This window comes from Natrinema halophilum (assembly GCF_013402815.2).
Taxonomy (GTDB): Archaea; Halobacteriota; Halobacteria; order Halobacteriales; family Natrialbaceae; genus Natrinema; species Natrinema halophilum.
Genome location: NZ_CP058601.1, coordinates 152644 through 178850 on the forward strand (window position 1 = coordinate 152644; position 26207 = coordinate 178850).

The window sequence follows — 26207 nt, forward strand, 5'->3', positions numbered from 1 at the left end:
AAATCCTGGTGGTGGTTCGCATATCACGAAACGCCTGTGGCGTTCGACCCCCGAAACGGTATCGTATCTTCGACCAATTTTGCTCGATCGTAGACGTGCGAGAGATATTCAAATACCATCGTATCGGTCGATTCTGAGGGCTAAACGTCGGTGAAAACGTGAGGCAAACGGGACGCGCTACCCGGTGGAACGATATCACACGCCATCCGGCGATCCGATCGCGACCGGATCTGAGAAAGACGTCCGCTGGACCCACAGTCCCGTCCGCTCAATTCACAGTCCGGAAATGTTCGCGTTTGCAATCGGCACACACTGGATAATCGTTAATCGTCGTGTCGAGGTCGCCAGTTGAGCAAATGAAGCACTGATCGGTAGTCGAAGGCAGTGTCGCCGTTCGTCTCGGAGTGGGCGACAGCACGAGGACTGCAGCTATTATTCCAACGTTCAGCAGTAGCAAAGCGAGAGCGGCTATGGCACTCGGCATCGTCAAACGGTCCGAGTAACAGGTAAAAAGTAATTATGGCTGAATGAACTATGATTAATAGTTACAGTTGGGGAGTACCCTTTGCGTTCGAAGAATCTCTCGATCCTCGAGGCCGCCGCCTCTCCTTCGAGCACTCCGCCCGCTCGCCGTGCGTCCTATAGTAGTCGGTGACAGTAGTCGGTGACAGTCATTGCACACCTCGCTGGCCGCAGCAAAGCGAGCGATGGGTACATCGTTTCAACGACTACTATAGCGGGCTTCCTTTTCACCACGCTCTGCCGGAGGGGATTGGTTACCTTCCGACGGAGCCTGTTCGGTATCCGAAGGCCGTTCCCTGCTCGCCTCCGTCAACTCCGCCGTCGAAGATTCGAGAGGCTGGCCCGTCCGCCCCTCTTCGCTTCAGGGAGGCTTGTCGGGAGCTCCCCCGGCTGTGCCCCGGGCGTTCGCTGCTCGTTGCGGCCATCCGGGTTTTCGGCCGGTTCGTCGCGTTCGAGAGTGTGCCACAGCGCCATACGGCGACAACTGCTGGTGCCTGCACCGGCCGGTTGGGCAGGGGTTCGAATCCGCGTCCGCGTCACTGTTTGTTCAGGTCAGCCGCCTTTTCGAGTTCGCTTCGAAGCGTCGTCGAGTCGAACTCGTGATCGGGCCGAAGCCGAACGAAATCGAGGAACTCTCGTGCCGAAAGGAGGGCTGAAGGATCGTAGGCCGTCGCAGCCGCATCGACAGCGTCTCGCGGACCGATTCGCGGCTCGAGGACGGCCAGCGCACACGCGAGATCGTACGCGGTCGTCTCGTCGACTCGATCCGCGTGCACGCTCGTGGCGTCGATGAAGTAGAATTCGTCCTCGCAGAGGAGGATGTTCTCGGATCGCAGATCACCGTGGGCGAGTCCGTGTTCGTGCAGGGTTGCGAGCATCTCGAACAGTTCCGGGGCCCGCGTAGTGACCACCTCATCGGAAACCTCGTCGAGAGACTCGAACGCCGGGAGGTACTCGAGGACGAGGACGCCCAGTCCGTTGACCTCGAAGGCATCGATCGGTTGCGGCGCATTGACGCCTATTTCACGCATTCGTTCCGTCGCGTCGTATTCGTGTTCGACCATTTCGAGCGGGGTATCGAACCGGTCGAAAAAGCCCTCGGTGCCCGAGGAGAACGCGCCGACGTTTCGCCCAGTCGTCAGGACGGCGTGGACCAGCGCGTTTTGCCGGGAGACGATCTTGACGAACCACCGGTCGTCGATGACACACGGTGTCGAGAGCCAGTTGTCGGCCTCGAGAAACTCCACGCGAACTTCTTCGCGGTCGTACCGATCCGCCAGCGTGCGGATGACACGCTCGATGCGGCTCCACTCGACGGACCCACGTGCGAGCCGGCGGATGTCCATACGTCCCAGTCAGGGCCGGCGGCGTTAAATGCGTCCCGAAGCGTTACAATCAGTATATGTCACCAGTATAGAAGGTGTTGCCATCCGCTATCGATCGAGTGAGTGCGTGAAAGAGCCGGACCATACACCGGCAATCGTCAGAGCAGTACTACTATCACGCTAAAAACCCAACTGAAAAGATATGATTGCGATAGACAATTTGAGTGATGCTATCGACGTGTCGCGGGAATTCTTGACCCCAATTGACGCTGGTAAATGGCTCAGACTGGCCCTCATCGTCCTGTTCGTGGCGTCGTTCGGGGTCGGCGGACCGGCGTTTTCGGGCGGGAACGCTGGGACCGGATCGGTTACCGACGCACCGATGGGGCAAAGCGATGCGCCACCAACGTTCGAGGAGGATTTCCCGACATCCGAACTTCTATTCTGGGGGCTCGTCGTTCTCGCAGTCTTTGTCGCTGTTTGGCTTATCTACGGCTTTCTCAGCGGGGTCATGACGTTCGTCTTCCTCGAATCGCTTCGCACGTCTGAAATCCACATCAGACGCTATTTCGGAGACCATCTTCAGAGGGGGCTGTGGCTGTTCCTCTTTCGTTTGGGACTCGGTCTCCTGTTTGCGATCCTCCTCGGCGCGCCCGTTCTGGTCATCGTCTTCTTTGCGATGGATGGACTGGGGGCGCTCACTGTCGGCTCTATTTTGGCGTTTCTTCCGTACGCCATCGTCGTCGGATTGCTCTACGGCGTTACGATGCAGTTTACTACGGCGTTCGTCGCGCCCGTCATGCTGATCGAGGATCGGGGCGTCCTTGCGGCCTGGCGACGGTTCTGGACGACCGCGCGGCCAAATTGGGCAGAGTACGGCATCTACCTGTTGTTGGTCTGGATATTGCGTCTCGTTACCGGGGCCGTCGCCTGGTTCGTCATCGGAATCGCCGGACTTGTTCTCGCGATTCCGTTCGCCGTCGTCATCGCAACTCTGGTGTTTCTGCTGGGTCCGATCGGGGTCATCCTGTCGATCCCAGTCGGCCTGATCGGTGTCGCGCTCGGATTGCTCCTGGTTGGAGTGGTCATGGCACCGATCGTGACGTACTTCCAGTACTACGCGCTGTTGCTCCTCGGCGATACGGACGCGGATCTCGATCTAATCCCGGACCAACGCTCGGCGGTCCGCACCGAGTCTGCAAACTGGCGAAACCGATCCGATGATATCGGTTCGACCGATCGCGACTCGGACGACGAGCAAGACGAGCGGATCGGTTTGAACGACGAAATCGACCGGGAAGACTCGACCGGCCCGAACGGCGAAACTGGCGAAGACGAAGAGGACGGCTGGTAATAGCCGCACGCTTCACCGAGCGATCCGCTGCAGTGGGCTTATTTCGAACGCATGTGAGTATCACGTATGGCTGTCGATTTGCCAGACGAACACCGAATGATTCGGGAGACTGTCAGGGACTTCTGCGAGACCGAAATCGAGCCGATCGCTCAGGAGATCGAAGACGAGCATCGGTTTCCCGAGGAGATATTCGAGCAACTCGCCGGTCTCGACGTAATGGGTGTCCCCATCTCCGAGGAATACGGCGGACTCGGCGGTGACACGCTTATGTACGCGTTAGTCGCCGAGGAACTCGGCCGGGTCTCTGGAGCGATCGGTCTGTCCTACGTCGCACACACGTCGCTCGCATCGAAACCGATCGAGCTGTTTGGAACGGCGGCCCAGAAAGAACGATGGCTGCGCCCGCTCGCAGCGGGTGAGTACGTCGGCGGCTGGGCGCTGACCGAACCCGAAAGCGGTTCCGACGCATCCGATATGGACACACGCGCGGTAAACGACGGTGACGAGTGGGTGCTCAATGGAACCAAGCAATTCATCACGAACGCCTCCGAAGCCGGATCAGTTCTTGTCAAGGCAGTAACTGATCCTGACGCGGGATACGACGGTATCTCGACATTTATCGTCGACCCACGCGAAGACGACGGCTTCGAGGTGACAACCATCTGGGAGAAAATGGGTCTGAACGCCTCACCAACCTGTGAAATCTCACTCGAAAACGTACGCCTACCCGAGGATCGCTTACTCGGCGAGGAAGGTGACGGCTGGAACCAAACCAAGAAGACGCTCGACGGCGGCCGCATCTCGATCGCTGCGCTATCGACGGGTCTCGCCCAGGGGGCCTACGAACACGCAAAGACCTACAGCCAGGAGCGCGAGCAGTTCGGCCAACCGATCTGCGAGTTCGATGCCGTACGAGACATGATCGTCGACATGTATCGCAAGACTGAGCGAGCGCGATTGCTCACTCGACAGGCTGCCAGAAAATACGATCGGGGCGACCCCGTGACCAAGGAGTCCGCACTCGCGAAACTCGACGCCAGCGAGGCCGCCCGCGAGGTCGCAGAAGACGCCGTACAGGTGCTCGGTGGGTACGGGTACACAACTGATTTTGCCCCGCAGCGGTTCTATCGCGACGCGAAACTCATGGAAATCGGCGAAGGAACGAGCGAGATTCAGCATCTCGTCATCGGCCGAGAGCTCGGTCTCTGAGCGCTTTCGGGTGGACTCGCCCTCGAGAGAGAATTTCGAATTCGAACGGTCGATACCGCTACGGGACCGCGAGAGCAGCTAGTTTAGAACGCCGTCGTCACTCTCGTTGCCGTCCGTGCTTCCGGAATCACTGTCGCCCTCATCGCCACCGTCACTGGACCCGTTGCTCGAGGCGTTTTTGTCGACGTCGCTACTCACCGCTTCAGCGAGCGCTGTCACGTTCGGTTTTTCCTGGCTTTGGAGTTGCTCTGGGTAGACGCCGATTGTCACAAGCAGGTCGCCGGCAGCCTCGACGGCTTTGGTGATGTGGAAGTTGACCGTGACGCTTTGACCGTCGAACTTCGCATCCGCAGTAAACTGCGATTGGGTCGTCGATTGATCGAGGATCGTGACGTCGGAATCCCCATCGTGTGATATGTTATCGATTCCGTTGTAGTTGTTTTCGACCAGCCCGATCAGTTCCTTGGTTGTCATATCTTCGACCGGGTTGAACTGTTTACCGAGGAGCGTGACTTTTGGCGTCGTGAGAACGTTGAAGACGGCGCCACGTTGCCGTCCGACGAGGGGAATGTCTACGGCTTTCTCGTGTTTGGTCATATAGTTCCCAACGGATATCTTCCCAGTGATGGGGCCGCCGGGAGCGTCCTTCTCGACGCTGAGTTCCTTCACAGCGGTCTGTTCGTACCCCGTCTCGTTACGAGTTGTTGCCTCGACGCCCGCCGGCGAGGATTCGTGGCTGTCCATCCCGATCAATCCCAGGCAGCCGGAAAGGCCGGCGAGGCCGACAGCCCCGAGTCCTGCCAGAGCGCTTCGTCGATTCATCTCCCTTCATTTGGGGGTTCAAATAATAAGTGTTTGTTGGAACGGCGATTGTCTGTCAACCAAATCTGATCTCCTTTGTAAGATTATTTAAAATTGGGGCTGCGATCCGCTCGCCTGAGTTCAAAGATCGTTTATCCCCTGCCGATCAGGGCCAACTGCCGGCTTCAGCGAAGGCGTCGGCGACCCGCTGCATCGCGACGACGTACGCAGCAGTGCGGGGGTTTTCGATGTCGTGTTCTTCGAGGCTCTCGACTAGGGCGTCGAAACCGTCGACGATGTGGGTCTCGAGTTCCTCGTTGACGCGCTCTTCGGACCAGTAAAAGCGCTGGCGGTTTTGCACCCACTCGAAGTACGAGACGGTGACGCCGCCGGCATTAGCCAGGATGTCTGGGATAACGAAAACGTCCTTCTCCTCGAGTACTTCGTCAGCCTCGGGGGTCAGGGGACCGTTTGCGGCCTCGGAAATGACGTCCGCCGTGACGTCTTCGGCGAGGTCCGCGTCGATCGCGTTCTCGAGTGCGGCGGGAATCAGCAAGTCGACGTCGAGGGTGAGAACGTCTTCGTTGGTGATCTCTTCCTCGCTTTCCGCATATCCGACGACGCTGCCCGTCTCGTTCTTGTGGTCTTTCGCCGCCACCGGATCGAAGCCGTCTGCGTTATAGATGCCGCCGCTCGAGTCGCTTGCGGCGACGACGGTCGCGCCCATTTCGTCGATCAGTTTCGCAGCGATCCAGCCCGCGTTGCCGTAGCCTTGCACGGCGACCGTCGCCCCCTCGAGGTCCTTGTCGAGGTAGTCGAAGGCTTCGCGCGCGGCGAGAACGGTCGAGCGGCCGGTCGCCTCGACGCGACCTTCGCTGCCACCGGAGTCCAGCGCTTTCCCTGTGATGACGCCCGGCTCGGTCGTATTCTCGAGGGTCTCGTAGGTGTCTTTGATCCAGTTCATCTCCCGTTGACCCGTATTCACGTCGGGTGCGGGGACGTCCTGATCTTCGCCGATCATCGGTCGAATTTCGCGTGCGAACGCGCGGGTCAGTCGTTCGAGCTCCGCTTCGGAGTAGTCATTGGGATCGATGACGATGCCGCCTTTACCGCCGCCGAGCGGGATGTCGACGATGGCGGTCTTGTAGGTCATCCAACCGGACAGTGCCCTGACCTCGTCGCGCGATACCTGCGGGTGGTAGCGGATACCGCCCTTATACGGCCCGCGATCGCCGTTGAACTGCGAACGGAACGCTTTGAAACGCTCTAGATCGCCGTCGTCGCGTTCGATCGTGAGGTTCGTCTCGAGGATGCGCTCGGGGTATTTGAGTCGCTCGATCACGTCGTCACCGATGTCGAGGTACGCCGCAGCGTCGTCGATCTGCGACTGAAGGCTTTCGAACGGGTTAGCTTCGTCAGACATTGTCAGTTGATTCTGAGGAAACCGAAATAAACGTGACGAATGCCTCCCATAGTCCATTAAATACAATATAAGGTATCTGAATATGATTATATAATTAACTTGCATCGACGTTCCTTCCGCTAGTTAATCGTTTGTGGTCCCGATACCACTTCTAACCCCAGATGGAAGTATTACTCTTTGTCGAGTTAACTATTGTCGCCTGCTGAGATATCAGGTATCTTTCGGAAGGGATCAGAAAACGACAGCCCGTCTTTTTCCCGGCAATAACGCACTGAAACGTGTGTGAGCAATTTGGGTATCGGGGTAGCTACTCTGTTGCTGCAGTAGCACGTGATCGGATTCGCCTGGCGCGGGCGATCAGCGGCGCATCGATCATCTCTCCGTCGACGGCGAAGACGCCTCGGTCTTCAGCCTCGGCTTCTCGCTTCGCTTCGAGAACGCGTTCGGCCCACTCGCGCTCCTCGGCCGACGGTGTAAACGCTTCGTTTATCGGCTCGACCTGCGTGGGGTGGATAGCGAGTTTCCCGTCGTAGCCCAACTGGATCGCGAACTCAGTGTCCTCTCGGAGTGCGGCTTCGTCCTCGAAATCGGAGACGATCGTATCGATCGCCGGACAGTCGTTCGCCGCTGCCGCGAGGACGACGCGTTCTCGAGCATAGAGCACCTCGGTTCCCTCGGTGGTTCGGCTCGCACCGATGTCGGCCGCCAGATCCTCGGCTCCGAACACCAGTGCGTCGGTCGCCGAGATTGCAGCGATTTCCGGCGCTGCGAGGATGCCGGCGGCACTCTCGAGGAGCGCAAGAATCGGTAGCGATTCGCCACGGGTCTCGAGTCGAGTCTCGAGGTCGCGAACGTCCTCAGGCGACCCGACTTTCGGGAGCAGTACGGAATCGAGACCGCTAGTAGTGCCGTTGGTCAGCAGGGCCTCGAGGTCGTCAGCTAGGTCTGGTTCAGTCGCGTTGATTCGAACGCAAACTTCGCAGTCGGGATCGAAGTCGGGGTCAGAGAGTACGTCACGAACGGCTTCCCTGGCTTCCCCTTTTCGTCCGGGCGAAACGGCATCCTCGAGATCGAAAATGATTACATCGGCCCCTGATTCGTGTGCTTTGCGACACATTTCCGGTCGGTCCCCGGGAGTGAATAACATGCTTCTTCGGGCCATACGGGGAGATTCGAGTCCAGCACCAAAGTCGTAGGCGTTTTCATGTGATCGATTCGTCGCGTCGTTCAGGTGCGCAAAAATCGATCAATTGGAAAGGAATCGGGGTGATTCTACGTATTCCGAATCCGAACTCGGAATCATAACCGCGAGGTCGACGACCGTAGACGATCGACCTCAAACGAGATCAGACGCCACAGGGATACGTTTCTGGCGGGGTTTCGCTCCTTTCCTTGCCGAACGGATGGAGCGCTTCGCTTTCGTCGACGGAGACGAACCCATCGTATCGATCCGGTACCACCGTCCATACGTAGTTGCTACCCTCGTACGTTGGACCGTAGACGATCCCGATCGCGCGATGGCCGCGAGGATCGGCGATGGAATCCTGTTCTGAGCGATCTGCTACGCCGACTCTCCGATCGAACTCGATAATTTCGTTTTCGAGTCCGGTTCGGTGGAAGACGTCCTCGTAGCTGCCCGCCGATGCCTCGGGAACCAGCATCCGCTCCATCTTTGTACCCCATTCGTCGCCAGCGATAACGGTTTCGCGAAATGAACCGAAGCTGACGACGGCGACGAACGAGAAATCGTCCTCCTCGAGCAAACGAGCCGTCAACCGCGCCCGTATTCGGTAGTACCGTCAACCGCGCCCGTATTCGGTAGTACTCCGACGTACTGCGGGAGGCCTCGCCCGGGAGGACCACGTCAGCATCGCCGATGCCGATCACGAGATCGGCGAATCCCTCCTCGATAGGGGTCGTGCGCTCGACGACCGCCTCGGCCACCCGTGTTGGATCAGTGTCTGCCAATTCGAATCGATGTGGGAGTGTCTGCCGATTCGAATCGCCGTGGGAGTGTCTGCCGATTCGAATCGCCGTGGGAGTGTCTGCCGATTCGAATCGATGTGGGAGTGTCTGCCGATTCGAATCGCCGTGGGAGTGTCTGCCGATTCGAATCGCCGTGGGAGTGTCTGCCGATTCGAATCGATGTGGGGTCACGTACGTCACCCACGCAGATATCTCGCGCGAAGCAGTGCCGACCCCTCTTGCGTGCGTCGGTCGGACTTGCGACGAATTGGTTCCGCCAACCCGACGGATCGGGCTCGAACCGTCGTCTCGATAGGGTGTGTTCGGACCGCTCACGCTCGATCGAGCGACGCGTTTTTGTGGTCACTGTACGATTTCTGCCCTATGACTGGCTTGTACTATGAGGAATTCACCGTCGGCGAGACGATCGATCACGAGCGCCGGCGGACCATCTCTGAGAGCGATAATCAGCGCTTCTGTGACATGACGATGAACCAGCAACCCCTGCATCTCGACCGGGAATTTGCTGGCGACACCGAGTTCGACGAGCGACTCGTCAACGGCCTTTACACGATGTCGTTGGCTGTCGGCGTCTCGATCCCGGAAACGACCGACGGGACGATCGTTGCGAACCTCTCCTACGATAGCGTCGAACACCCTCATCCGGTCTTCCACGGCGACACGATTCGAGCCAGATCGACGGTCACGGACAAGCGCGAAACCAGCGACGGCGAGCGCGGAATCGTCAGCATGCACGTCGAAGCGTTCAACCAGAACGACGATCTCGTCTGCGAGTTCGATCGAACGGTTCTCTCGCTGAAACGCGAACACGCCACAGAAGGCGGGGATTGATCGCGTGATGAGGAGACCGGCGATCTCTCGCGGGACATAAAGCGGATCGAACACGGGAACGTACAGGATATCTCGCACAGCCAGAGCGCACTCGGAACCCACTTCGGTTACGGCAGCGTCGACGGCAGTACCGCGGGGGGATCTGGCGTCGAGATGTCCTTTGATGCGGTTTCGGACCCGAAGGCGGTCCAGCGGCGACTCAGCGAGGCGAATCGATCGAAAGCGAGGCGAATCTCCGGACGACCGCTCGAGCGAGGAGGTTCTCGTGGCGATTCTCGAGGAGTTGCGGGCGATCTGGGCCGCCGTGGAAGACGGCACGGGTCACCTCCGGGAAACAGGGGCAGACGACTGCCGATCGATCTGACGCTGGGTCCGAATCGGTGGCGAGCGGGTCCGCTGGCATGGCGGGTCGCGAATCCAGACTGTACTTCCGTGGATCGGCCTCGCCGTCGTTGGAACGGTATGCATACTAGCCGCTGTTGCGTTCGAACTCGACCCTATAATCGCAGCCACTGGGATTTCCCTCGTCGTCGCACCCGCGCCGTGGCAGTATGCTCGCGTCTCGCGGACGGCGTTCGTCGGTACGAACGCGGTGGCCGCGGCCCGCAACGGCGTTCTCGGCGTTACCGTCCGGACCGTGGCGCTCGAGCGAATTCAAAATACGACGGTCGAGCAGCATCCGCTCGGTCGACTCGTCGGCTACGGCACCGTTACGATCGAAACCGCGAGCGGCACCGAGATCGCGTTCTGGAACGTCGAGGAGCCGACGGGGATTCGAGCACGACTCGAGGCCGAACGCAAGCGTCTGACCGGGGCCGAGGTTCCGGGCTCGCGCGACCAGTGGGACGCGATCCTCGCCGAACTTCAGGAGTGGCGACGCGTTCTGGAGTGCGATTTCTAAGCGGCTCGTGTCTGTGAGCCATCTCTCTCGATGCGTGCGGCTCAAATCACCGCAGAAATCGTATAGACGTTCAGAATCGCGGCGGCCAACCACGGAACGGCGAGACCGGCAGGAACGATTGACCGATATTTCTGTTCGAGGAGGGGCCGACAAACCAGTCCAACGGTGATCGCGAACGCTTTCAGTACCAGCATTCCGACGACTCCGTACCCTTCGATGATCCCACGGGCGGCCGGGTTCGACTCGGAGAGCCCGAGCTCGAGGCCGATGAACGTCGTTACGATATCGGCGACCAGCGCAAGTACCACGACCGCCCAGAGCAGTCGCTCCAGATCGACGGGCGTGACGTCGCCTGGCAATCGGTGATACACCGACGCACCCTCGGAACTCATAGGCTCCCCGCCGGGGTCGAACCGGAGTCTCGTGCCACCGGGAGCGGATGCTGTTTTCAGGCCACGGGGTATTGTTATGAGAACCATAGTTGCCGATACGAATCCGTTAAGAGGACGTAACTGCTCGAACTCGTCGGTCGCCATCGAACGTGTGGACAACAGTCGGACACGTATCACTGCGTTGAGGACGAAAGCGGCCTGTCGTCCCGTCGCGGGCCATCGTCCCGTCGCGGCCTGTCGTCCCGTCGCGGCCTGTCGTCCCGTCGCGGCCTGTCGTCCCGTCGCGGGCCATCGTCCCGTCGCGGCCTGTCGTCCCGTCGCGGCCTGTCGTCCCGTCGCGGGCCATCGTCCCGTCGCGGGCCGTCGTCCGCTAGAGAATAGTGCCGTGTTTCTTCGCCGGCCGCGACTTCTCGACGTCGGCGTAGAAGTCGAATCGGGCTGCCAGTTCCTCGCGGAGCGCGCTCGGTGGAACGAGTTCGTCGATGACGACCTCGCTCGCCATTCGGTGGATATCGATGTCCTCGCGGTACTCCTCGCGAAGTTCCCGTTCCATCCGCTCGCGTTCTTCGGGGTCGTCGATATCAGCGAGCTTGCGGGCGTAAACGGCATTGATTGCCGCTTCAGGCCCCATTATGGCGATCTCTCCCGAGGGAAGGCCGATGACGCTTTCCGGATCGTAGGCGGGACCGCCCATCGCGTAGATACCCGCTCCGTAGGCCTTGCGAAGAACGACCGTCTGCTTCGGGACTGTGGCTGAAGATGTGGCGTAGATCATCTTCTTGCCCTGCTCTAAGATACCATCTTTCTCTACCTGCGCGCCGGCCATGAACCCGGGGGTGTCACAGAGGTATAGTAAGGGAATATTAAACGCATCAGATTTCCAGATGAACTCCGCGGCCTTTTCGGCCGCGTCGGGGAATATCGCCCCGGCACGATGAGCCGGTTGATTGGCGACGATGCCGATCGGCCGACCGTCGATTCGGGCGTAAGCGGTAACGATTTCGGCACCGTAATCCGGTCGTAACTCGAGAAGAGATCCCTGATCGACGAGCCGATCGATCACGTCCGTGACGTCGTATCCGCGGTTTGGCTCCTGGGGAATTACCGCGTCAATCTCGGCGGGGGGCTTCGCCGGCTGTTTCGGCTCGCGGGTCGGTGGTTTTTCGTCGGCGTTGTCGGGAAGGTAGGCGATCAGTCGAGCCACGAGGTCGCGGGCGTGTTCCTCGTCGGTCGCAACGAGATCAGCCGACCCAGACTCGCGTGCGTGGACTGTCGGTCCACCGAGTTCCTGCAAGTCGATATCCTCGCCGGTGACCATTTGCACCATCCGCGGGGACGCGATCGCCATCGCGGACATCTCTTCGACCATGATGGTAAAATCGGCGAAGACCGGCGTGTAGGCCGCGCCGGCGATACACGGCCCATAGAGGACGCATATCTGGGGAACCCGGCCGGAGAGCATCGAATGGTTGTAGTAGTACTTCCCGATACCTTCCCGGTTAGCGAAAAATCCCGTCTGCTGGTCGATCCGGCCGCCCGAGGAATCCATCAGATAGAACACGGGCTTTCCTGTCTTCAGGGCGCGCTGTTGCATCCGCAGGAATTTTTCGACGCCTTTGGCGGCCATACTCCCTCGCTTGACGGTGTAATCGTTGGCCATTACGTGAACGTCGCGGCCCTCAAACGTCGCTGCAGCCGTGATGAGGCCGTCCGCGGGAAGGCGGTCACCCTCGCCGCTAGACTCGTCGTCTGCCGTCCCTCGCGGGTGCCAGTCGTCGAACGCCGCAAACGTCCCGTCCTCGAAGCACAGCTCACTGTCCGGGCCGGAGAACCATAGCTCGAGTCGGTCGCGGACGAACAGTTTTCCTTCGTCGGCAAGCTGGTCCTTGTACTTCTGGGGACCACCGTCGAGAATGTCGGCGATTTCGTCTTTCAGTTTCCGTTCGCGCTCGGTCGGCCCCAGTTCGTCGGCGCTCGTGCGTTCGACGGATTTTTCGCTCGCGTTTGCTTCGTTCTCGACCGAACTCTCAGATGACGGTTCACTGTCGTAAACTGTCGTCGGGTTCGTCTCGTCGCCGACGAACACCTCGACTGTCTCCCCGACGTAGGCAGCGAGGGCGGTCGCGATCGCCGCAGTTTCATCGTCGGTGGCACCAGCTGCGATGCGAATTTGCATGCTATTTTCTGTGTGGGGCGACCGGATACCGTTTTCCCCATATGCGTTCGCTCGAAACGTTGCGATAGAACCGGCTGACGATGGTCGGATGCGAGGCTATAGTAGTCGGTGAAACGATGTACCCACCGCTCGCACTGCTGTGGCCAGCGAGCGCTCGCTGGCCGCGAATTTGCGATCGGACTGTGCAATGACGTTTACCGACTACTATAACGGAGATGACGAACGGAAAGGGGAGAGGGAAGAGAGGAGGCTGGTTCGCACCAGGTCGATCGCCACTGATCGTTTCCGTTCACCGCGAGGGATGAGGAGGATGCGTGTCGCGGCCGCGGCGCGAACCACTCGTGATCGCATTCCGTCTCCGTGGTCACCAACACGGAGACGAACTGTACTGAATGGCGGGATGATACGAACGCTTGCGTTCAGTCGTGCAGTCATTATACCGAGAGCGATTCTCGAGCGTGATCGCCGTCGCTTCTTTCAGTACCTCTATCGGCAGTCAAAAACGCCAGTACTGATAAATTCGCATGAGAGTAACGCGAGCGGAACCATCGGCAGTTGCAGGCAGAATTCCTTTCATCATTTTTGGCGTTCATTCCGACGGTTATCGATCCAGTGTCCGTGTACAAATGCGGTGACAGAACGGGGATAGCAGCGCCCGATTACCGATATCGTGGGTCGACGCCGGCCGGCCTGTCACACACGGAGAGAGTCGTCCACCGGCTGACGACACTTCGCGACCGGATAGATGGAGGAATGGACCGACGAGAATTCCTCCGGACCCTCGTCAGCGGCGGCTACGCTATCGGAATGGCGAAATTGCTAGGAGTCGACGATTTTCTCGCGGCTGAGGACGGTGACGTCCCCATCGTCACGGCCCTCGCCAGGGAGAACCCCGACGATCCCTGGTCGATACGAGAGCGGACCAAGTACGTACCCGCCGAATGGTATGCAGCCGTCAAGAAAGCCTTCGAGGTGAACAGACGACTGGCCCGCGTTGCCTTTACCGGCTATCTCGGTAGCGCGGTTATTCCCGGCGATTACGAAAGCAAGACCGCCACCGTCTCGATCGGCGTCTCGAGTGAAGGTCACTCGGTCGGCGAGATGCTCTCCGAAGTCGCTGAAGGAATCGATATCGACGTGAAAACGATCATCGAAATAGACGACATCCACAATCACGGTGGATACAGTGAACCGCGGTTCGCGAACACTATTACGAACGGACATGTCCCCAGTGGCGTCGCCTGTGAGACCAATACAAGCCTCGCAACGCTCGGGCCGGCACTTTACGACCCAGACGGCGAACGAACGTTCTTTGTTACCGCTGAACACGCGTTCGGGGAGACGGAGAGTCACGATCCGCTCGGTCGGTCTCTGGTTCTCCCACGCCAGGACGACGATGCCGTCGAGTTGGGGAGTGTCGCCCACTACCATCCAACCGAAGACGTCGCTGTCGTAGAGCCCGAGAGTTGGATCGAACCCGCTAGTTTGATCGACGCACCGTCGAAGCCGCGCGTGCGCGGCCAGTTCACTAAACTCGGTCTCGCCGATCTCGTCGCTCGCGGCGAGGAACTCGAGAAAGTCGGCGCCCTGAGCGGTCACACGACCGGGAAGGTCCAAGGTGTTGACGCGGTTACTTGCTTTACCGATAGCTTCTGTCGGCGCGGCCAACTCCGTTGGGGTGGCGAAATGGACCTGACCGACGGCGATAGCGGCTCCGTGAGCTATCACCGGGATCCCAACGGCGAGACCCACGACGTTCTCGTAGCGGGCTTCAACAACGCCCGCACGTGGTGGCCCGGACAGAGCTACGTCTGGGGCGTCGGCGCGTATCGACTGACCGAAACGCACGGGTATCACTTCTGAGAACCAACGGCCGACACGAACCGAACTCGAACATCTGTTTCGATCGATTTCGCATGAGCAACGATACTGCCCGGCAATCACAATCCGAACATGACCGTGACGACGACCGTAGTGCGATCGCGACACTCATAAACGGGAGCCTTCGTCTTCTCGTCGATCTGCTCGTTATTTCGTTGTGGGTGCTTTTCCTGACGCTTCTGTTCCTCGAGACCGCATGGCCGGGCTGGACGTTTTATGCCTTACTCGTGGCCGGTATCGGAGTCTACGTCTCCGTCACGGCAGCCTGGGTTCGCTGACGCGGACCGCAGAAATTGACGTCGGGCTGATTGCTTACTCGAGCGCCTTCTCGAGTCGGTCGATCAGGGCGGCGTTGCCGACGTGGACCGGGGTGCGGTCGTGGAGGTCCTCGGGTTCGACGGCGAGCAGCGATCGTTCGCCGTTCGAGGAACGACCGCCGGCTCGTTCGACGACGTAGCCGATCGGGTTCCCCTCGAACTGGAGCCGGAGCTTTCCGACTGGGCGGGATTCGAGTGCCGGATAGCCGAAGGTGCCGCCGTAGGTGAGGACCTGATTGACGTCACCGATCAGTGCGCCGCCGTACCGAAGTTTGAGTTCGTGTTCGATTTCTCGGGCGTACTCGCGGAAGTCGTCCGTCCAGTCGGGAACGCGGCCGCCGAAGCCGTAGACGACCGGCTCCCCGGGGAGAGTCACGTCGCTGTCGACGATGGCCCGCTCGCCGCCGGAGAGTTCGTACTCCGCGACCGTTTCGTCGGTCGCGATCACCATCGTCGTGATCGGTCCGTAGAGGACGTAGCCCGCGGCGATGAGGGTCTCGCCGCGAGCAGGCAGTGCGGCGTCGTAAACCCCGAAAATCGTCCCCATCGTGTTGTTGGACTTGAGGTTCGACGAGCCATCGAGCGGATCGACTGCGATCGCATAGGCGTCCGACTCGGCGGGATCGTCGCCGCAGTCGATGACGTCGGTTCGTTCCTCGCTAGCGTACTGGCCGACGCCGTCGAGTTCGGCGATCCGATCCGCTAGCAACCCGTCGGCCCAGACGTCGGCCTCGGCCTGGGTCTCGCCGCTCGGGTTTTCTTCGTCGATCGTCCCGCGTCGGCCGATCAATCCCTGCCGGATCTCGGTCGCCGAACGACTGATCGTCGCGACGACGTCCTCGACGACTGGGTCTTTGATCGTCATTCCTATTCGGTCGCCTCGAGTGCGGCGTCAGCGGTTTCTTCCTCGTAGATGACCTGCTCGAGGGCGTCGAGGATTCGAGTGGGATCTTCACGCTGCCAGACGTTGCGCCCGACCGCGAGCCCGCTCGCACCGGCGTCGATGACCGCTTCTACTTGCGAGAGGAACTCGTAGTCAGACGTCTTGGAGCCGCCGCTCATGACGACTTTCATGTCCCCGGCACAGGTGACCGCGTGGCTCATCGCGTTCTTGTTACCGGGGTATTTGACCTTCGCGATGTCGGCGCCGAGTTCGAGTGCGAGACGGGTGGCGTAGGAGATCGTGCCGGGTTTGGTGTCGTTTTTCAGGCCCTGTCCGCGCGGATACGACCACATGACGACCGGAAGGTCGTACTCGCGGGCTCGTTCGTGGGCGTCGCGGAACTCTTCGACCATCTCGATTTCGTGGTTCGATCCGCCGTAGACGGTAAATCCGACGGCGTCGGCCCCGACGTCGACGGCGTACTCGATCGAACAGTTGACCGCCGAGTCCGGTTCCCCCATCCAGAGGTTCGACGTCCCGTTTAGCTTCATCAGCAGATTGACGTCGTCCTCGTAGCTCGGATAATACCCTTCTGCGATCCCCTTCTGGACCGCCATCGCAGTAACGGCGTCGTGGGTCGCCGTCTCGAAAACCGTCGACGGGTCCAGTTTTTCCGGAACGTCTTCGAAGTCCACAGGGCCGTGCTCGAGTCCGTGGTCCATCGCGAGAATCAGTGACTTGCCGTCGCGAACGATCGGAGAGTCGTCGATCGGAATCATCTGTTAGACGGTCCAACAGGCCGCTATAAATCTTTGATGGTCCTGATTATCGATATTACGTACAAGAGTAGTAAGCCGTCCGATAATGTATGACTATCGAGGAGAAATTTCGCGACGCAATTCGAATTCACGGGGAATACCGACTGTGGTGAGAGAAGAGGAAAAGACGGGTTCGGAGGAGAGTTCGAGTGCGAAAGAAACAGGGTTCGATTCGGAACCTGCAGCTGGGCAGGAACCCGGGTCGGGATCAACTGAGCAGTTCGCGAGCGTTGTGTCGCCACGTTCGGACGTGCAACACGTCGATATCGAGAAGGGTCGCGACGGACATCGCGTCGATCGTCGCCAGTCGCTCTGCGGACCGGATGCCTGCTTCGGCTAGCCTGTCAGCATCGTCGGGACCGACACCCGTTACCGCCGTGATCGGCGTTGGTCTCGGGTACGGCCGTTCCGACGGACGCTCACGAACGGCTGGAACTGGGTCGGCGTGATCGTACTCGAACGCTTGCCAGTCCTCGTCTTCGCTGCTGGCGATCCACTCGCGTTCTGCGTCGCCGAGTCCACGCACTTCGCTCGAGCGCCGATCGAGGTCGCCGTTCGATTCGAACGACCACGGCAGCGAGTACCGTCGGCGGAGGGTGTCGGCGATCGATTCCTCGACGCCGTCGTCCAGCAACAGCCGATAGGAGTACTCCTTTTCCACGACGGTTTCGGGATCGATATCGACCGCCTCGAGTGCTGCTCGTTCGTCTGGATCCATCGTCGCGTCGGTCTTCCGGTCCGTCGGATCGTCGAATCCGCAGTTCGCGTCACCCGTCCCGAGCAGCTCGCCGTCCGCTAATTCGAGTTCTACGTCCGCTGCGGTTGCGGACGTGTCGTCGGCGGCGCTGATATCGACGGCGATACCGATGTCGACGATGTCGTCGCTGACGTCGGTATCGCGTTCTGGTCCGGATTCCGTGTCGCGGACGGGGTTATTCTTGCTCACGCGATTCACCGGTCGTCCATATCTCACACTCTCTAGACTTGAAAGTTGTCCTCGGGCGTCGATCGGACTACAGTGCGACTCAGCGCGTCACCGGTGATGACCGGTCACCTCGGACGTACCAGCATGCTTACGGCAGCGACGAAAGTACCGCCTGTATGGTTCGAGATCAGATCGATCGAATCGGCGTCGTCGGCGCGGGAACGATGGGAAGTGGAATCGCACAGGTCGCCGCTACCAACGGCTACGACGTCGTAATGCGCGACATGGAAACTGAGTACGTCGAGAACGGCTTCGATACTATCGACGATAGCCTCGAGCGACTGGCCAATCGTGACGGTCTCGACGAGGATCCCGCGACGATCCGTGAGCGGATCGAGGGAACGACGATACTCGACGACCTCGCGGAGTGTGACCTCGTGGTCGAGGCCGCACTCGAGGAGCTGGAGGTCAAACGAGAGGTGTTCGCGGATCTCGAGCGCGTCTGCGATGATGACGTCCTGCTCGCATCGAATACGAGTACGCTCTCGATCACCTCGATCGCGGGCGACCTCGAGCGACCCGAGCGCGTGATCGGCTTGCACTTCATGAATCCGGTGCCGATCATGGAGGGCGTCGAGATCGTCGTCGGCGAGAAAACGACGGACGAAGCGATCGAACTGGCCCACGACATCGCCGAGGATCTCGAGAAGACGACCTGGGAATCCGACGACAAGCCGGGCTTCGTCACCAACCGTATCCTGATGCCCTGGATCAACGAAGGCATTCGAGCCTTCGACGAAGGCATCGCTTCGAAGGCTGACATCGACGCCGGCATGGAACTCGGTACGAACGTTCCGATGGGACCGCTGACCCTGGCCGACCACATCGGCCTCGACGTCTGTCTCCACGCGACCGAAACGCTCTACGAGGAACTGGGCGACCGCTACAAGCCGGCGTATCTCCTCAAGCGGAAAGTCGAGGCCGGCGACCTCGGGAAGAAGACCGGCGCGGGATTTTACGACTACGAGTGATTCCCTTTCCGGTGGCACCGATCGGACTGCTCCATCCAACGATGCCACCGGAGGCGGTTCGACTCCCGGAAACCGTTCTGGCTCGGGGTCACTTATTTGGTGTGTTATACTAATGGTCCGTAACGATGCGCCCCCTCGTACTCGCCGTCCTCTGTTGTTCCGTCGTCGGATTGGCTGGCGTTGCCGTCGTCGCGGGCGCTCCCCCACCGTCGCAAGTCTGTGGCGTGTGTGGCCCGGGAATCGGTGACGATGCCGCCCTCGAGGGGGCGACGGGGCACGGAACGCTCGACGTTTACGTCGACGAGACCGGTGACTCGCGGTGGAGTGCGCGAATCCCGGTAACCCCTGGAGCCGCCGAACGATACCGTGAAAACGCGACCGCACTCGAGGCCGCGGTCGACGGCGCCTGGGGTCGGTATCACGCCGCCGCCGGCGACGTCCGTGCGGTCGAGTCGTCGCTCGATCGTAACGTCGTCGTCGTGAACTACACCGTCAACGGCCTCGCCCGTCGAGGGGTCGGCGACACCTGGGTAGTGGACTACTTCGCAACCGGGACGTCGCGGACGCACTACGAGCGTGTAGCCGAGCGGGTGACGATTCACACGCCCGACGGAACGGTCGTCACGAACCGAATCCCAGGCGCGGAAGTCGACGACAACACCGCGACGTGGACGGGCGAAAATGAACGCAGCGGCGGAGATGACTTCGGCGAGCAGCTGTACCTCACCTACGGCACCGGCGGTGTGTTCGACACCGCAAACGGGTACGCGACGATCGGACTTGCGGTCGGTCCGGGGGTACTTGTCCGGGCCGTTTCCATCGGGATCGTGCCCGGCGTGATGATCGGTTTGGTCGGCGCGTTCGTAGGCAGGGGATCGATCGGTGATCGGACGAGTTTCGCGCGAACCGTCGTCGACGAGACAGCCGCCCGCCTCGGTCTTCAGGACGCTCCTCTCGGTTCTCGCTCGCTCGAGGAATCGATCGTCGCCGTCGGCGCCATCGGCGCGATCGTGTTGCTCCTTTTCGGGGCGGTGAGGACGGGCAGCGCGCTGAGTCCGGGTGCCGTCGTTCTGTCGTCTCTCGGATTCGGATACGCGCTGATCGGTGTAACGGTCTCCCGTATCGGCGATCGACTCGAAATGCGGGGCCTCGTCGGACTCGTGGTCATCGCAACGATCGCCGCCGCTGGATACACCCGCCTGCTCGCCGGTCCGGTGGTGTATCCGCTGCCACTGGTGTTCGGGTTTGCCACCGGACTCTGTCTCCCGATCGGCTTCGCGTTCGAACGCGGGCGGACGCCGATCGGTCTCCTCGGTGTCATCGCCCTCGTGCCTAGCGCCGGCATCGCGCTCGTCTATCCGATGACGACCGCGCATGTCTGGAACGTCGCGATCGGGGTACTCCTCTTTCTCCCCTGGATCGCCGTCGTCGCTCTGTTCGGCACTCCGCTGGCGCTCCTGGGGCGACAACTGGGTACCAGCCGCAAGTGAGTCGTCGCCGGCACCGACCGGACCTCACCGTGAACACGATCAATCTCGAGAACGGGGCTCCGGATTGAACGTGGTGGCGCCTCTGGACTCGAGCGGGATCGGTCAGGAGTGCTAGTCGGACGACGGCTGCCCATACTTTTCAGCAGAACGGGCGAAGCCGGTCACAGCCGCAGGGGCATCGCTTCCCGGACCCGATGAGCAGGAGCGTTCCGTCCTCCAGTTTTCGTGCGGCACCCGGCGAACCACACTTCTCACAGATTGCGACGGTCGTCGGGCGGTCCTGTAACACGGTCATATACTGTCCGTATGGAACGGGAAGACTACTTGAGCGCTGCTAAGAGCATTTCAGGGTACTATATAGAAGTGTGTTTTGCGACGTGGATTCGGGGTCTCCACTCGCGGTGGACGCGGCGGTGTCTCCCTCCGGTGTTCGAGAGGGACTGATCAGCTCTCTCTGTTTGGGTTCGCGTCGACCGTTTACTCTCCCGCTGCCGTCCGCATCGCGTCGTACTCTGCGTCGCTGTAGGCGATCAGCCGAACGTCTTCGAGGGCATCCGGGTCGTACGCGTCGATCTCTTCGGCGATGATTTCGGCGCCATCAACGAGGTCGAAGCCGGCGACGCCACAGCCGAGCGCCGGGACGACGATCGATCGACACCCGAGTTCGTCGGCTCGCTCGAGGGCGTTCCGGGTGGCATCCCGGATGCTCTCCGCAGTCGCTTGCCCGTCGCCGTAGTGGGGCATCGCGGCAGCGTGGATGACGTACTCGGCCTCGAGGTCGTAGGCGTCGGTGACTGCGACTGCACCGAGATCGATCGGTCCCGCGTCCATCGCGTCCTCGTTTATCGCCTCGCCGGCACCGCGACGGAGTGCGCCAGCGACGCCCGACCCCATTCGGAGACTCGTCCCGGCGGCGTTGACGAGCGCATCGGCGGACTGCTCTGCAATGTCGCCCTGAACGATGGTGCACTCCATGGACGAATCTTCTCAATCGAGCCAGATGAAACTGATCGTGTCGGTTCGTCGGGTTCGCACTGGCGGTGGCTCCGGCGGAGAGTCAGCAGGTACGCACCCACTCGTCGTCGAATCGGCTCGAGACGTCGGCGTTGGCGACGCCGTAAAACTTCTCGCGGCCGATCGGGGTTCGAAGTCGCAAAACGCAGGTGTAGTCGGTCACTTCGAAGGCGGTCACCGTTCGCCTCGAGTGTCGATGTGCGAGTTCGAAGCGTCGCTCCGCGTCCGCTTCGACCGTCACTCGGTTTCCGAGGTGCCAGCTCAGCGATTCGACGTGCTCACTACCGACGTCGACCAGCCGAGCGATCAGTTTCCGTCCCCGTTGGTGCCCTGTTACACCCTGTGACTTGTTCTCGCGCGAACTCATACACCAGTCGTGTCGGTGGGCCCGGAAAAATAATGCTATCCTCGCGTGGCGCGTCCTCACGAAACGCGACCGTAATCGAGCCGTCGGTAAAGCGATATACTCACCGTTCGCACTGCTGCGTCCAGCGAAGGTTCGCTGGCTGCGAATTCGCGAGCGGGAGGTACGTCGATCGTCATCGATTCATCTCTTCCTTCGAGGGGACAAATCCGCCGCAAATGGCGAGGAGGTGTCACAGAGAACCCTCGCGAGACGACGGTGAGACGAACGGACGATAGCGAAGCCAGCGACTGGATCGTTTTTCACCCGGCCGGAATCGTTGTGGGGCGACCGACGGAATTGACGTTCGGACGACCCGTTCTCGCGATCTTAGGTCGACCAAAACCTTTTTAGATTTAGGCTCGCCTAACTCCACCTGATGGACGCACCTGCCCGCAGGGAGGAACCCGATTTCGACGACGAAACCGAAGTGCCGACGATGGACGTGACGAGCCACGAAACCCGCCCCGGAAAGATGGTTTTCACCGAGCGAAACAACACCGACGGCTGGATCGCGACGGACCTGACCGTCGATCTCGAGCCCTGATTCGACCGGTACTCCAACCGCTCGCTCGATCAGTTAGCCGGTCATTCGAGTCGAATACGTGATGGAGTAATTCTGCGAAAAACCGTCGCCGCGTGTCGGTAGTCGTCGACGCCAGTACCTTCCCGCGCGTTTCGGAGTCGACCGAGAGCGGTTGTTCAGTGCGTCGCTTCCTCAAGGACCAGCGTGTCGTCTTCGAGGTAGTGTTCGAAGTGGTGACCGTCTTCTTCGATCGTAACGAGGATTTCGCGCAGTATTTCTGCGGTCGCGTGATCGCCGAGGTTTTCCGCGAGTTCGATGCTGTCTCGCATCGATTCGATTATGTCGCCGTACATCTCGAGGTCGTTTTCGAACATCGTTCGGACGTCGTAGACGTCTTCGCCCTCGAACTCGACGGTTGCGCGTTCTTCCTGGTTCGCCGGGCCGGAAACGGGAACGCCACCCAGTGCCTGGGCGCGTTCGGCGATGACATCCGCACCTTCCTCGACGTGTTCGTATGCCTCTTCGAGGAATTCGTGGAGTGGCAGGAACTCCGCACCCTCGACGACCCAGTGGTGCTTTTTCAACTGGTGATAGAGGACGTAAGAGTTCGCCAGTTCGGTGTTCAGTGCCTCGATGATCTGTTCGGCCTTATCCTGTTCGAGGCGGAGTGCGTTCTCCTCGACGGTACCAGCCTGTTGGCGGACGGTCTTTTGAGTGCTCATCCTAACTCGGAGTACACCCGCCTCACACTTAAACCTTGCCCAGTAGGAAATTTTTCTTTGGTATTCAGGAACCTATCTTTTTGAATCACGCATCAAATGTCCGCTTGACGTGTTCATGTGTTACTGTATACCACTGTCTCCGCTGCCGTTGTTTTTTCAACCTCGAGTAAACATTTTCAGTGTGGGGATCTAAGGGGTGTGTATGGCAACAAGAATCGCCCAACGGAGAGAACGGATGTACGTCGATGGTGAGTGGCTCGAGACCGAAGATGCGCTCGCGGTCTCTGACCTCGCCGAGGGCGGGACCTTCGCGCAGGTTGCCGCGGCAGGACCGGCGGAGGCGCGAACGGCGCTCGAGGCGGCACACGAGATCAAACCGACGATGCGCCAGACGACGGTCGTCGAGCGGGCAGCATGGTGCGAAGCGATCGCAGCGGGACTTCGCGAGCGCGAGGAAGAACTTGCGGAGGTCATCGTTCGCGAAGCGGGCAAACCGATCTCGTCGGCCCGCGGCGAGGTTGCTCAGGCAGCAGAACGATTCGACCGAGCGGCCGAGGAAGCTCGGAACGTCGTAAGCAAGGGCGAGTATCGCGAAGGTTCGACGGCTGGCCACGAGGGGTGGCAGGCCATCGTCAAACACGAACCGATCGGTGCCGTCCTCTGTATTACACCGTACAACTATCCGCTGGCGACGACGGCTTTGCAGGTTGCGCCCGCACTCGCGGCCGGCAACAGCGTCCTTCTCAAGCCCGCGACGAAGACGCCCGTCTCAGCCTCGATCCTCGCCGACGTCATCGCCAGCGTGGATGGAATCCCGGACGGTGCATTCAACTTCATCCCCGGCCAGGCAAGCGATATCGGCGACGTACTGGCGGGCGACGACCGCGTCAACGCAATCGCCATGACCGGTTCATCGGGGGCGGGGAAACACGTCGCCCGCGAAAGCGGAATGGTCAATCTTCATATGGAACTGGGCGGGAACGCCCCGGCTGTCGTGTTCGACGATGCAGACCTTACCGACGTCGCAGGCAACTGCGCCAAGGGATCGTTCAAGTACGCAGGACAGCGATGCTCCGCGATTTCGCGCGTACTCGCCCACGAACCCGTCCACGACGAACTCGTCGAGTTGATCGACGACCAGATGGATGCCTGGCAGGCGGGCGACCTCTTCGACGAGAAAACCGGCTTCGGCCCGCTCATCAGCGAGGAACAGGCCGACTGGGTCGCCGAGTTGGTCGACGACGCCGTAGAGAAGGGGGCCACTCTCGTCCGCGGAGGCAAACGCCGCGCTCCGGAGGGCGTTCCGGACGACCTCGGCGACCAGTTCTTCGAGCCGACGTTGCTCGCAAATGTCCCTCACGACGCTCGAATCGTCGACGAAGAGCAGTTCGGTCCCGTCGCGGCGATTACCACCTTCGAGGACGAGGACGAAGCCCTCGAGATCGCAAACGGCTCCGATCTCGCGCTCGACGCCGCGGTCTTTACGAACGACCACGGGCGTGCAATGCGGATGGCAGAGCGAATCGACGCCGGTGCGGTCCGGATCAACGGCGCACCAAGCCACGGCCTCGGCGACATCCCATTCGGCGGCAACGAGGACTCTGGAATCGGCCGCGAGGGCCTGGATGCCTCGATCCACGCGATGATGCGCGAGAAAAGCATCATTCTCTGATCGACGACGGACGACCGCCGGTTCGATTCCCGTCTCCGTTTCTCTCAAGCGGTGTTGCTTATCCATCGACCGATCGATACTGAACGGACCGGATGTAGAGGTGACATCCTCCTCGCCGTAAACGGAGCGGGATCGAAGATCCCTCAGGCAGTCGGGCAGAGCCCGACGACGACGGGGCTTCCCGTACCGCAGGTGGGATATTTGCTGGTTTACGACACGGCTTGTTCTCTCGTGTGAAACATCCCGCTCTCGCGGTCGAACAAGTGTACCGACGGCTGTGCCACACAGCCGTTACTCCTATCCTCACCGTGAGGACTCGGAGTTATCTTCTGTCGCATATTCTCTGCCCCGTTGCAATCCGCGTTTCCGACTAACCCGCACGACGAGCAGACGTACAACCCACGATGTTTGCGGTTGGACTTCGTGTCGTCACCACACTTCGAGCAGGTCTTTGAGGTGTCCCACTCGTTCTCCTTCGACACCTCAACACCACGTTTTTCGCCTTTGTATTCGAGGTACTGGTAGATACGGTCGAACGCCCATGTGTGGAGTTTTTTGTTTCCAGTCTTCCCCCAGTCGGACTCTCGAATGTTCTCAGGCCAACTCACCGCGAGCGTGCCAACACTGCGTTCCACACACTCCGTGATGATGGTGTCTGCAAGCGTATGGTAGAAGTGTGTCTCACGGTCTGTGAGTTTGCGACGCGCCCACATCGACTTCTCGGACGGGCCGTTTTCGCCCTCAGTGTCGTACTCGGCACGTTTGAAGCAGTGCTTGTCCTGCTTGAGTGAGTTGCCGGGATACAGGACGTACTCGTCAGGGAACGCGACCGTGGCGATATTCGTGATACCGAGGTCAATACCAGCCACTTCGTCGCCTGCTGAGTCGTTCGTTTCGAGACTGACTTTGCAGACAAAGTGTAGTTCCCACTCGTCGCCGTTCCAGACCGCGCGAACGTTCTGTACTTTATTGACTTCTGAAAGGTCTACGTCGGGATGAGTCTGGTACTCACAGAGGATGAAGTCCGAGAAGTGTTCTTTGAGGTTCTTCCCCTTACTGAGTCTGACTCGATTGTTCCCGGGGTCGTGTTTGAAGCCGTCTGCTTTGAACGTGACCGTACTTCGGGGTCGGGTGTCGCCGTGTTTGCGGTAGCCGGGGGGATTCGCCTTGTCGTCTTTGTGTCGCAGGTCGAACCATGACTGGAAAGCGTCGGAAAGTTCTTCGATGACTTTCTGACTGGATTGTGCATTCAGGTCTTTCCAGCACGCTTGGTCCTTCATATACGATTTGAGCGGACCTTCGTCCGGGATTTTACCGATTTCGTCCCATATGCGGTCGACAGTCCAGCGTGCGACGTTCCAGATTTTCGAGGCGGAATCTCCGAGCGAGTCAAGGCCATCGCAGACCTGCCGGTGGTTCTGAATGGAGCCAACGAAGGTACGAGTGGCCTGAATCACCATACATAGCCTATGTAGGTAGAGTTACTTAATGATACGGATTAGCGTTGAATATCCACCGTGCCATCGACGGTGGTTTGTGTGAGAAGTGTCGGATTCACTCCCGCCGTAAACGGCGGGATTCTCTCCTTGAGGAAAGATAGGCCTA

General features: G+C 60.1%; 26 protein-coding genes and 1 pseudogene. 12 read left to right on the forward strand and 15 right to left on the reverse strand.

What is annotated here, in order from left to right; translation table 11 throughout:
- Nucleotides 1-1058: 1058 nt before the first annotated feature.
- Nucleotides 1059-1868 carry an RIO1 family regulatory kinase/ATPase domain-containing protein gene (locus HYG82_RS21530; RefSeq protein ID WP_179259210.1) on the reverse strand — a complete coding sequence of 270 codons (810 nt, stop codon included), beginning with the start codon at nucleotides 1866-1868 and terminating at the stop codon, nucleotides 1059-1061.
- Nucleotides 1869-2049: 181 nt separating this feature from the next.
- On the opposite strand from HYG82_RS21530, the gene HYG82_RS21535 reads away from it, so the two are divergent.
- Together HYG82_RS21535 and HYG82_RS21540 are read left to right on the forward strand one after the other, a co-directional pair.
- The gene (locus HYG82_RS21535; RefSeq protein ID WP_179259211.1) at nucleotides 2050-3201 is read left to right on the forward strand and encodes an efflux RND transporter permease subunit; all 1152 of its coding nucleotides are present in this window, start codon (nucleotides 2050-2052) and stop codon (nucleotides 3199-3201) included.
- A 66-nt stretch (nucleotides 3202-3267) separates the two neighbouring features.
- Nucleotides 3268-4410, forward strand: coding sequence for an acyl-CoA dehydrogenase family protein (locus HYG82_RS21540; RefSeq protein ID WP_179259212.1), 1143 nt, complete (start codon nucleotides 3268-3270; stop codon nucleotides 4408-4410).
- Nucleotides 4411-4488: 78 nt separating this feature from the next.
- On the opposite strand, the gene HYG82_RS21545 is transcribed toward HYG82_RS21540, so the two are convergent.
- From HYG82_RS21545 to HYG82_RS21560, 4 genes are all read right to left on the reverse strand, one after another.
- Nucleotides 4489-5232: a DUF6517 family protein gene (locus HYG82_RS21545; protein ID WP_179259213.1), complete on the reverse strand. Its 744-nt coding sequence runs from the start codon at nucleotides 5230-5232 to the stop codon at nucleotides 4489-4491.
- A 145-nt stretch (nucleotides 5233-5377) separates the two neighbouring features.
- Nucleotides 5378-6634, reverse strand: a complete 1257-nt coding sequence (locus HYG82_RS21550) for a Glu/Leu/Phe/Val family dehydrogenase (protein ID WP_179259214.1) — start codon at nucleotides 6632-6634, stop codon at nucleotides 5378-5380.
- 307 nt (nucleotides 6635-6941) lie between these two features.
- Nucleotides 6942-7796, reverse strand: a complete 855-nt coding sequence (locus HYG82_RS21555) for an HpcH/HpaI aldolase/citrate lyase family protein (RefSeq protein WP_179259215.1) — start codon at nucleotides 7794-7796, stop codon at nucleotides 6942-6944.
- 184 nt (nucleotides 7797-7980) lie between these two features.
- Nucleotides 7981-8397, reverse strand: a complete 417-nt coding sequence (locus tag HYG82_RS21560) for an erythromycin esterase family protein (protein ID WP_179259216.1) — start codon at nucleotides 8395-8397, stop codon at nucleotides 7981-7983.
- 586 nt (nucleotides 8398-8983) lie between these two features.
- Between HYG82_RS21560 and HYG82_RS21565 the strand changes: the two genes are divergently transcribed.
- The 4 genes and pseudogenes from HYG82_RS21565 (at nucleotide 8984) to HYG82_RS21575 (ending at nucleotide 10352) form a co-directional block, all read left to right on the forward strand.
- Nucleotides 8984-9451, forward strand: a complete 468-nt coding sequence (locus HYG82_RS21565) for a MaoC family dehydratase (protein WP_179259217.1) — start codon at nucleotides 8984-8986, stop codon at nucleotides 9449-9451.
- A gap of 69 nt (nucleotides 9452-9520) precedes the next feature.
- Nucleotides 9521-9589, forward strand: a pseudogene (locus tag HYG82_RS44425) (PH domain-containing protein); the annotation flags it as partial.
- Nucleotides 9590-9614: 25 nt separating this feature from the next.
- Nucleotides 9615-9815 carry a hypothetical protein gene (locus tag HYG82_RS44430; protein WP_343233085.1) on the forward strand — a complete coding sequence of 67 codons (201 nt, stop codon included), beginning with the start codon at nucleotides 9615-9617 and terminating at the stop codon, nucleotides 9813-9815.
- Nucleotides 9816-10043: 228 nt separating this feature from the next.
- Nucleotides 10044-10352: a PH domain-containing protein gene (locus HYG82_RS21575; protein ID WP_235217781.1), complete on the forward strand. Its 309-nt coding sequence runs from the start codon at nucleotides 10044-10046 to the stop codon at nucleotides 10350-10352.
- 41 nt (nucleotides 10353-10393) lie between these two features.
- Here the strand turns inward: HYG82_RS21575 and HYG82_RS21580 are convergent, their stop codons facing one another.
- The 3 genes from HYG82_RS21580 to HYG82_RS21590 form a co-directional block, all read right to left on the reverse strand.
- Nucleotides 10394-10744, reverse strand: a complete 351-nt coding sequence (locus HYG82_RS21580; RefSeq protein WP_179259218.1) for a DUF5658 family protein — start codon at nucleotides 10742-10744, stop codon at nucleotides 10394-10396.
- 106 nt (nucleotides 10745-10850) lie between these two features.
- Nucleotides 10851-11090: a hypothetical protein gene (locus tag HYG82_RS21585; protein WP_179259219.1), complete on the reverse strand. Its 240-nt coding sequence runs from the start codon at nucleotides 11088-11090 to the stop codon at nucleotides 10851-10853.
- Between the two features lie 24 nt (nucleotides 11091-11114).
- Complete coding sequence (locus HYG82_RS21590; RefSeq protein ID WP_179259220.1) at nucleotides 11115-12920, reverse strand: acyl-CoA carboxylase subunit beta; 1806 nt, start codon at nucleotides 12918-12920, stop codon at nucleotides 11115-11117.
- A 645-nt stretch (nucleotides 12921-13565) separates the two neighbouring features.
- Between HYG82_RS21590 and HYG82_RS21595 the strand changes: the two genes are divergently transcribed.
- Together HYG82_RS21595 and HYG82_RS21600 are read left to right on the forward strand one after the other, a co-directional pair.
- A complete protein-coding gene (locus HYG82_RS21595) occupies nucleotides 13566-14783 on the forward strand; it encodes a hypothetical protein (RefSeq protein ID WP_179264292.1) in 1218 nt (405 codons plus the stop codon).
- 53 nt (nucleotides 14784-14836) lie between these two features.
- On the forward strand, nucleotides 14837-15079 hold the full coding sequence (locus HYG82_RS21600) for a DUF8119 family protein (protein ID WP_179259221.1): 243 nt from the start codon (nucleotides 14837-14839) through the stop codon (nucleotides 15077-15079).
- A 34-nt stretch (nucleotides 15080-15113) separates the two neighbouring features.
- Here the strand turns inward: HYG82_RS21600 and HYG82_RS21605 are convergent, their stop codons facing one another.
- The 3 genes from HYG82_RS21605 to HYG82_RS21615 form a co-directional block, all read right to left on the reverse strand.
- Nucleotides 15114-15983 (reverse strand): class 1 fructose-bisphosphatase, encoded by an 870-nt coding sequence (locus HYG82_RS21605; protein WP_179259222.1) that lies wholly within the window; start codon nucleotides 15981-15983, stop codon nucleotides 15114-15116.
- Between the two features lie 2 nt (nucleotides 15984-15985).
- On the reverse strand, nucleotides 15986-16780 hold the full coding sequence (locus HYG82_RS21610) for a class I fructose-bisphosphate aldolase (RefSeq protein WP_179259223.1): 795 nt from the start codon (nucleotides 16778-16780) through the stop codon (nucleotides 15986-15988).
- Between the two features lie 247 nt (nucleotides 16781-17027).
- Nucleotides 17028-17765 (reverse strand): hypothetical protein, encoded by a 738-nt coding sequence (locus HYG82_RS21615; RefSeq protein WP_179259224.1) that lies wholly within the window; start codon nucleotides 17763-17765, stop codon nucleotides 17028-17030.
- Nucleotides 17766-17920: 155 nt separating this feature from the next.
- On the opposite strand from HYG82_RS21615, the gene HYG82_RS21620 reads away from it, so the two are divergent.
- The gene (locus tag HYG82_RS21620; RefSeq protein WP_179259225.1) at nucleotides 17921-18775 is read left to right on the forward strand and encodes a 3-hydroxyacyl-CoA dehydrogenase family protein; all 855 of its coding nucleotides are present in this window, start codon (nucleotides 17921-17923) and stop codon (nucleotides 18773-18775) included.
- A 125-nt stretch (nucleotides 18776-18900) separates the two neighbouring features.
- Complete coding sequence (locus HYG82_RS21625) at nucleotides 18901-20265, forward strand: hypothetical protein (RefSeq protein WP_179259226.1); 1365 nt, start codon at nucleotides 18901-18903, stop codon at nucleotides 20263-20265.
- A 477-nt stretch (nucleotides 20266-20742) separates the two neighbouring features.
- Here the strand turns inward: HYG82_RS21625 and HYG82_RS21630 are convergent, their stop codons facing one another.
- Together HYG82_RS21630 and HYG82_RS21635 are read right to left on the reverse strand one after the other, a co-directional pair.
- Nucleotides 20743-21240: a macro domain-containing protein gene (locus HYG82_RS21630; RefSeq protein WP_179259227.1), complete on the reverse strand. Its 498-nt coding sequence runs from the start codon at nucleotides 21238-21240 to the stop codon at nucleotides 20743-20745.
- An 82-nt stretch (nucleotides 21241-21322) separates the two neighbouring features.
- On the reverse strand, nucleotides 21323-21646 hold the full coding sequence (locus HYG82_RS21635; protein WP_179259228.1) for a hypothetical protein: 324 nt from the start codon (nucleotides 21644-21646) through the stop codon (nucleotides 21323-21325).
- A gap of 415 nt (nucleotides 21647-22061) precedes the next feature.
- Here HYG82_RS21635 and HYG82_RS21640 point away from each other — a divergent pair, with 415 nt between their 5' ends.
- Nucleotides 22062-22229: a hypothetical protein gene (locus HYG82_RS21640; RefSeq protein ID WP_179259229.1), complete on the forward strand. Its 168-nt coding sequence runs from the start codon at nucleotides 22062-22064 to the stop codon at nucleotides 22227-22229.
- 155 nt (nucleotides 22230-22384) lie between these two features.
- On the opposite strand, the gene dpsA is transcribed toward HYG82_RS21640, so the two are convergent.
- The gene (gene dpsA / locus HYG82_RS21645) at nucleotides 22385-22930 is read right to left on the reverse strand and encodes a DNA starvation/stationary phase protection protein DpsA (RefSeq protein ID WP_179259230.1); all 546 of its coding nucleotides are present in this window, start codon (nucleotides 22928-22930) and stop codon (nucleotides 22385-22387) included.
- Between the two features lie 202 nt (nucleotides 22931-23132).
- On the opposite strand from dpsA, the gene HYG82_RS21650 reads away from it, so the two are divergent.
- Entirely contained in the window at nucleotides 23133-24602 is a 1470-nt protein-coding gene (locus HYG82_RS21650; protein WP_179259231.1) for an aldehyde dehydrogenase family protein, read from the forward strand.
- 209 nt (nucleotides 24603-24811) lie between these two features.
- Here the strand turns inward: HYG82_RS21650 and HYG82_RS21655 are convergent, their stop codons facing one another.
- The gene (locus tag HYG82_RS21655) at nucleotides 24812-26062 is read right to left on the reverse strand and encodes an RNA-guided endonuclease InsQ/TnpB family protein (protein WP_179259232.1); all 1251 of its coding nucleotides are present in this window, start codon (nucleotides 26060-26062) and stop codon (nucleotides 24812-24814) included.
- Nucleotides 26063-26207: the final 145 nt, after the last annotated feature.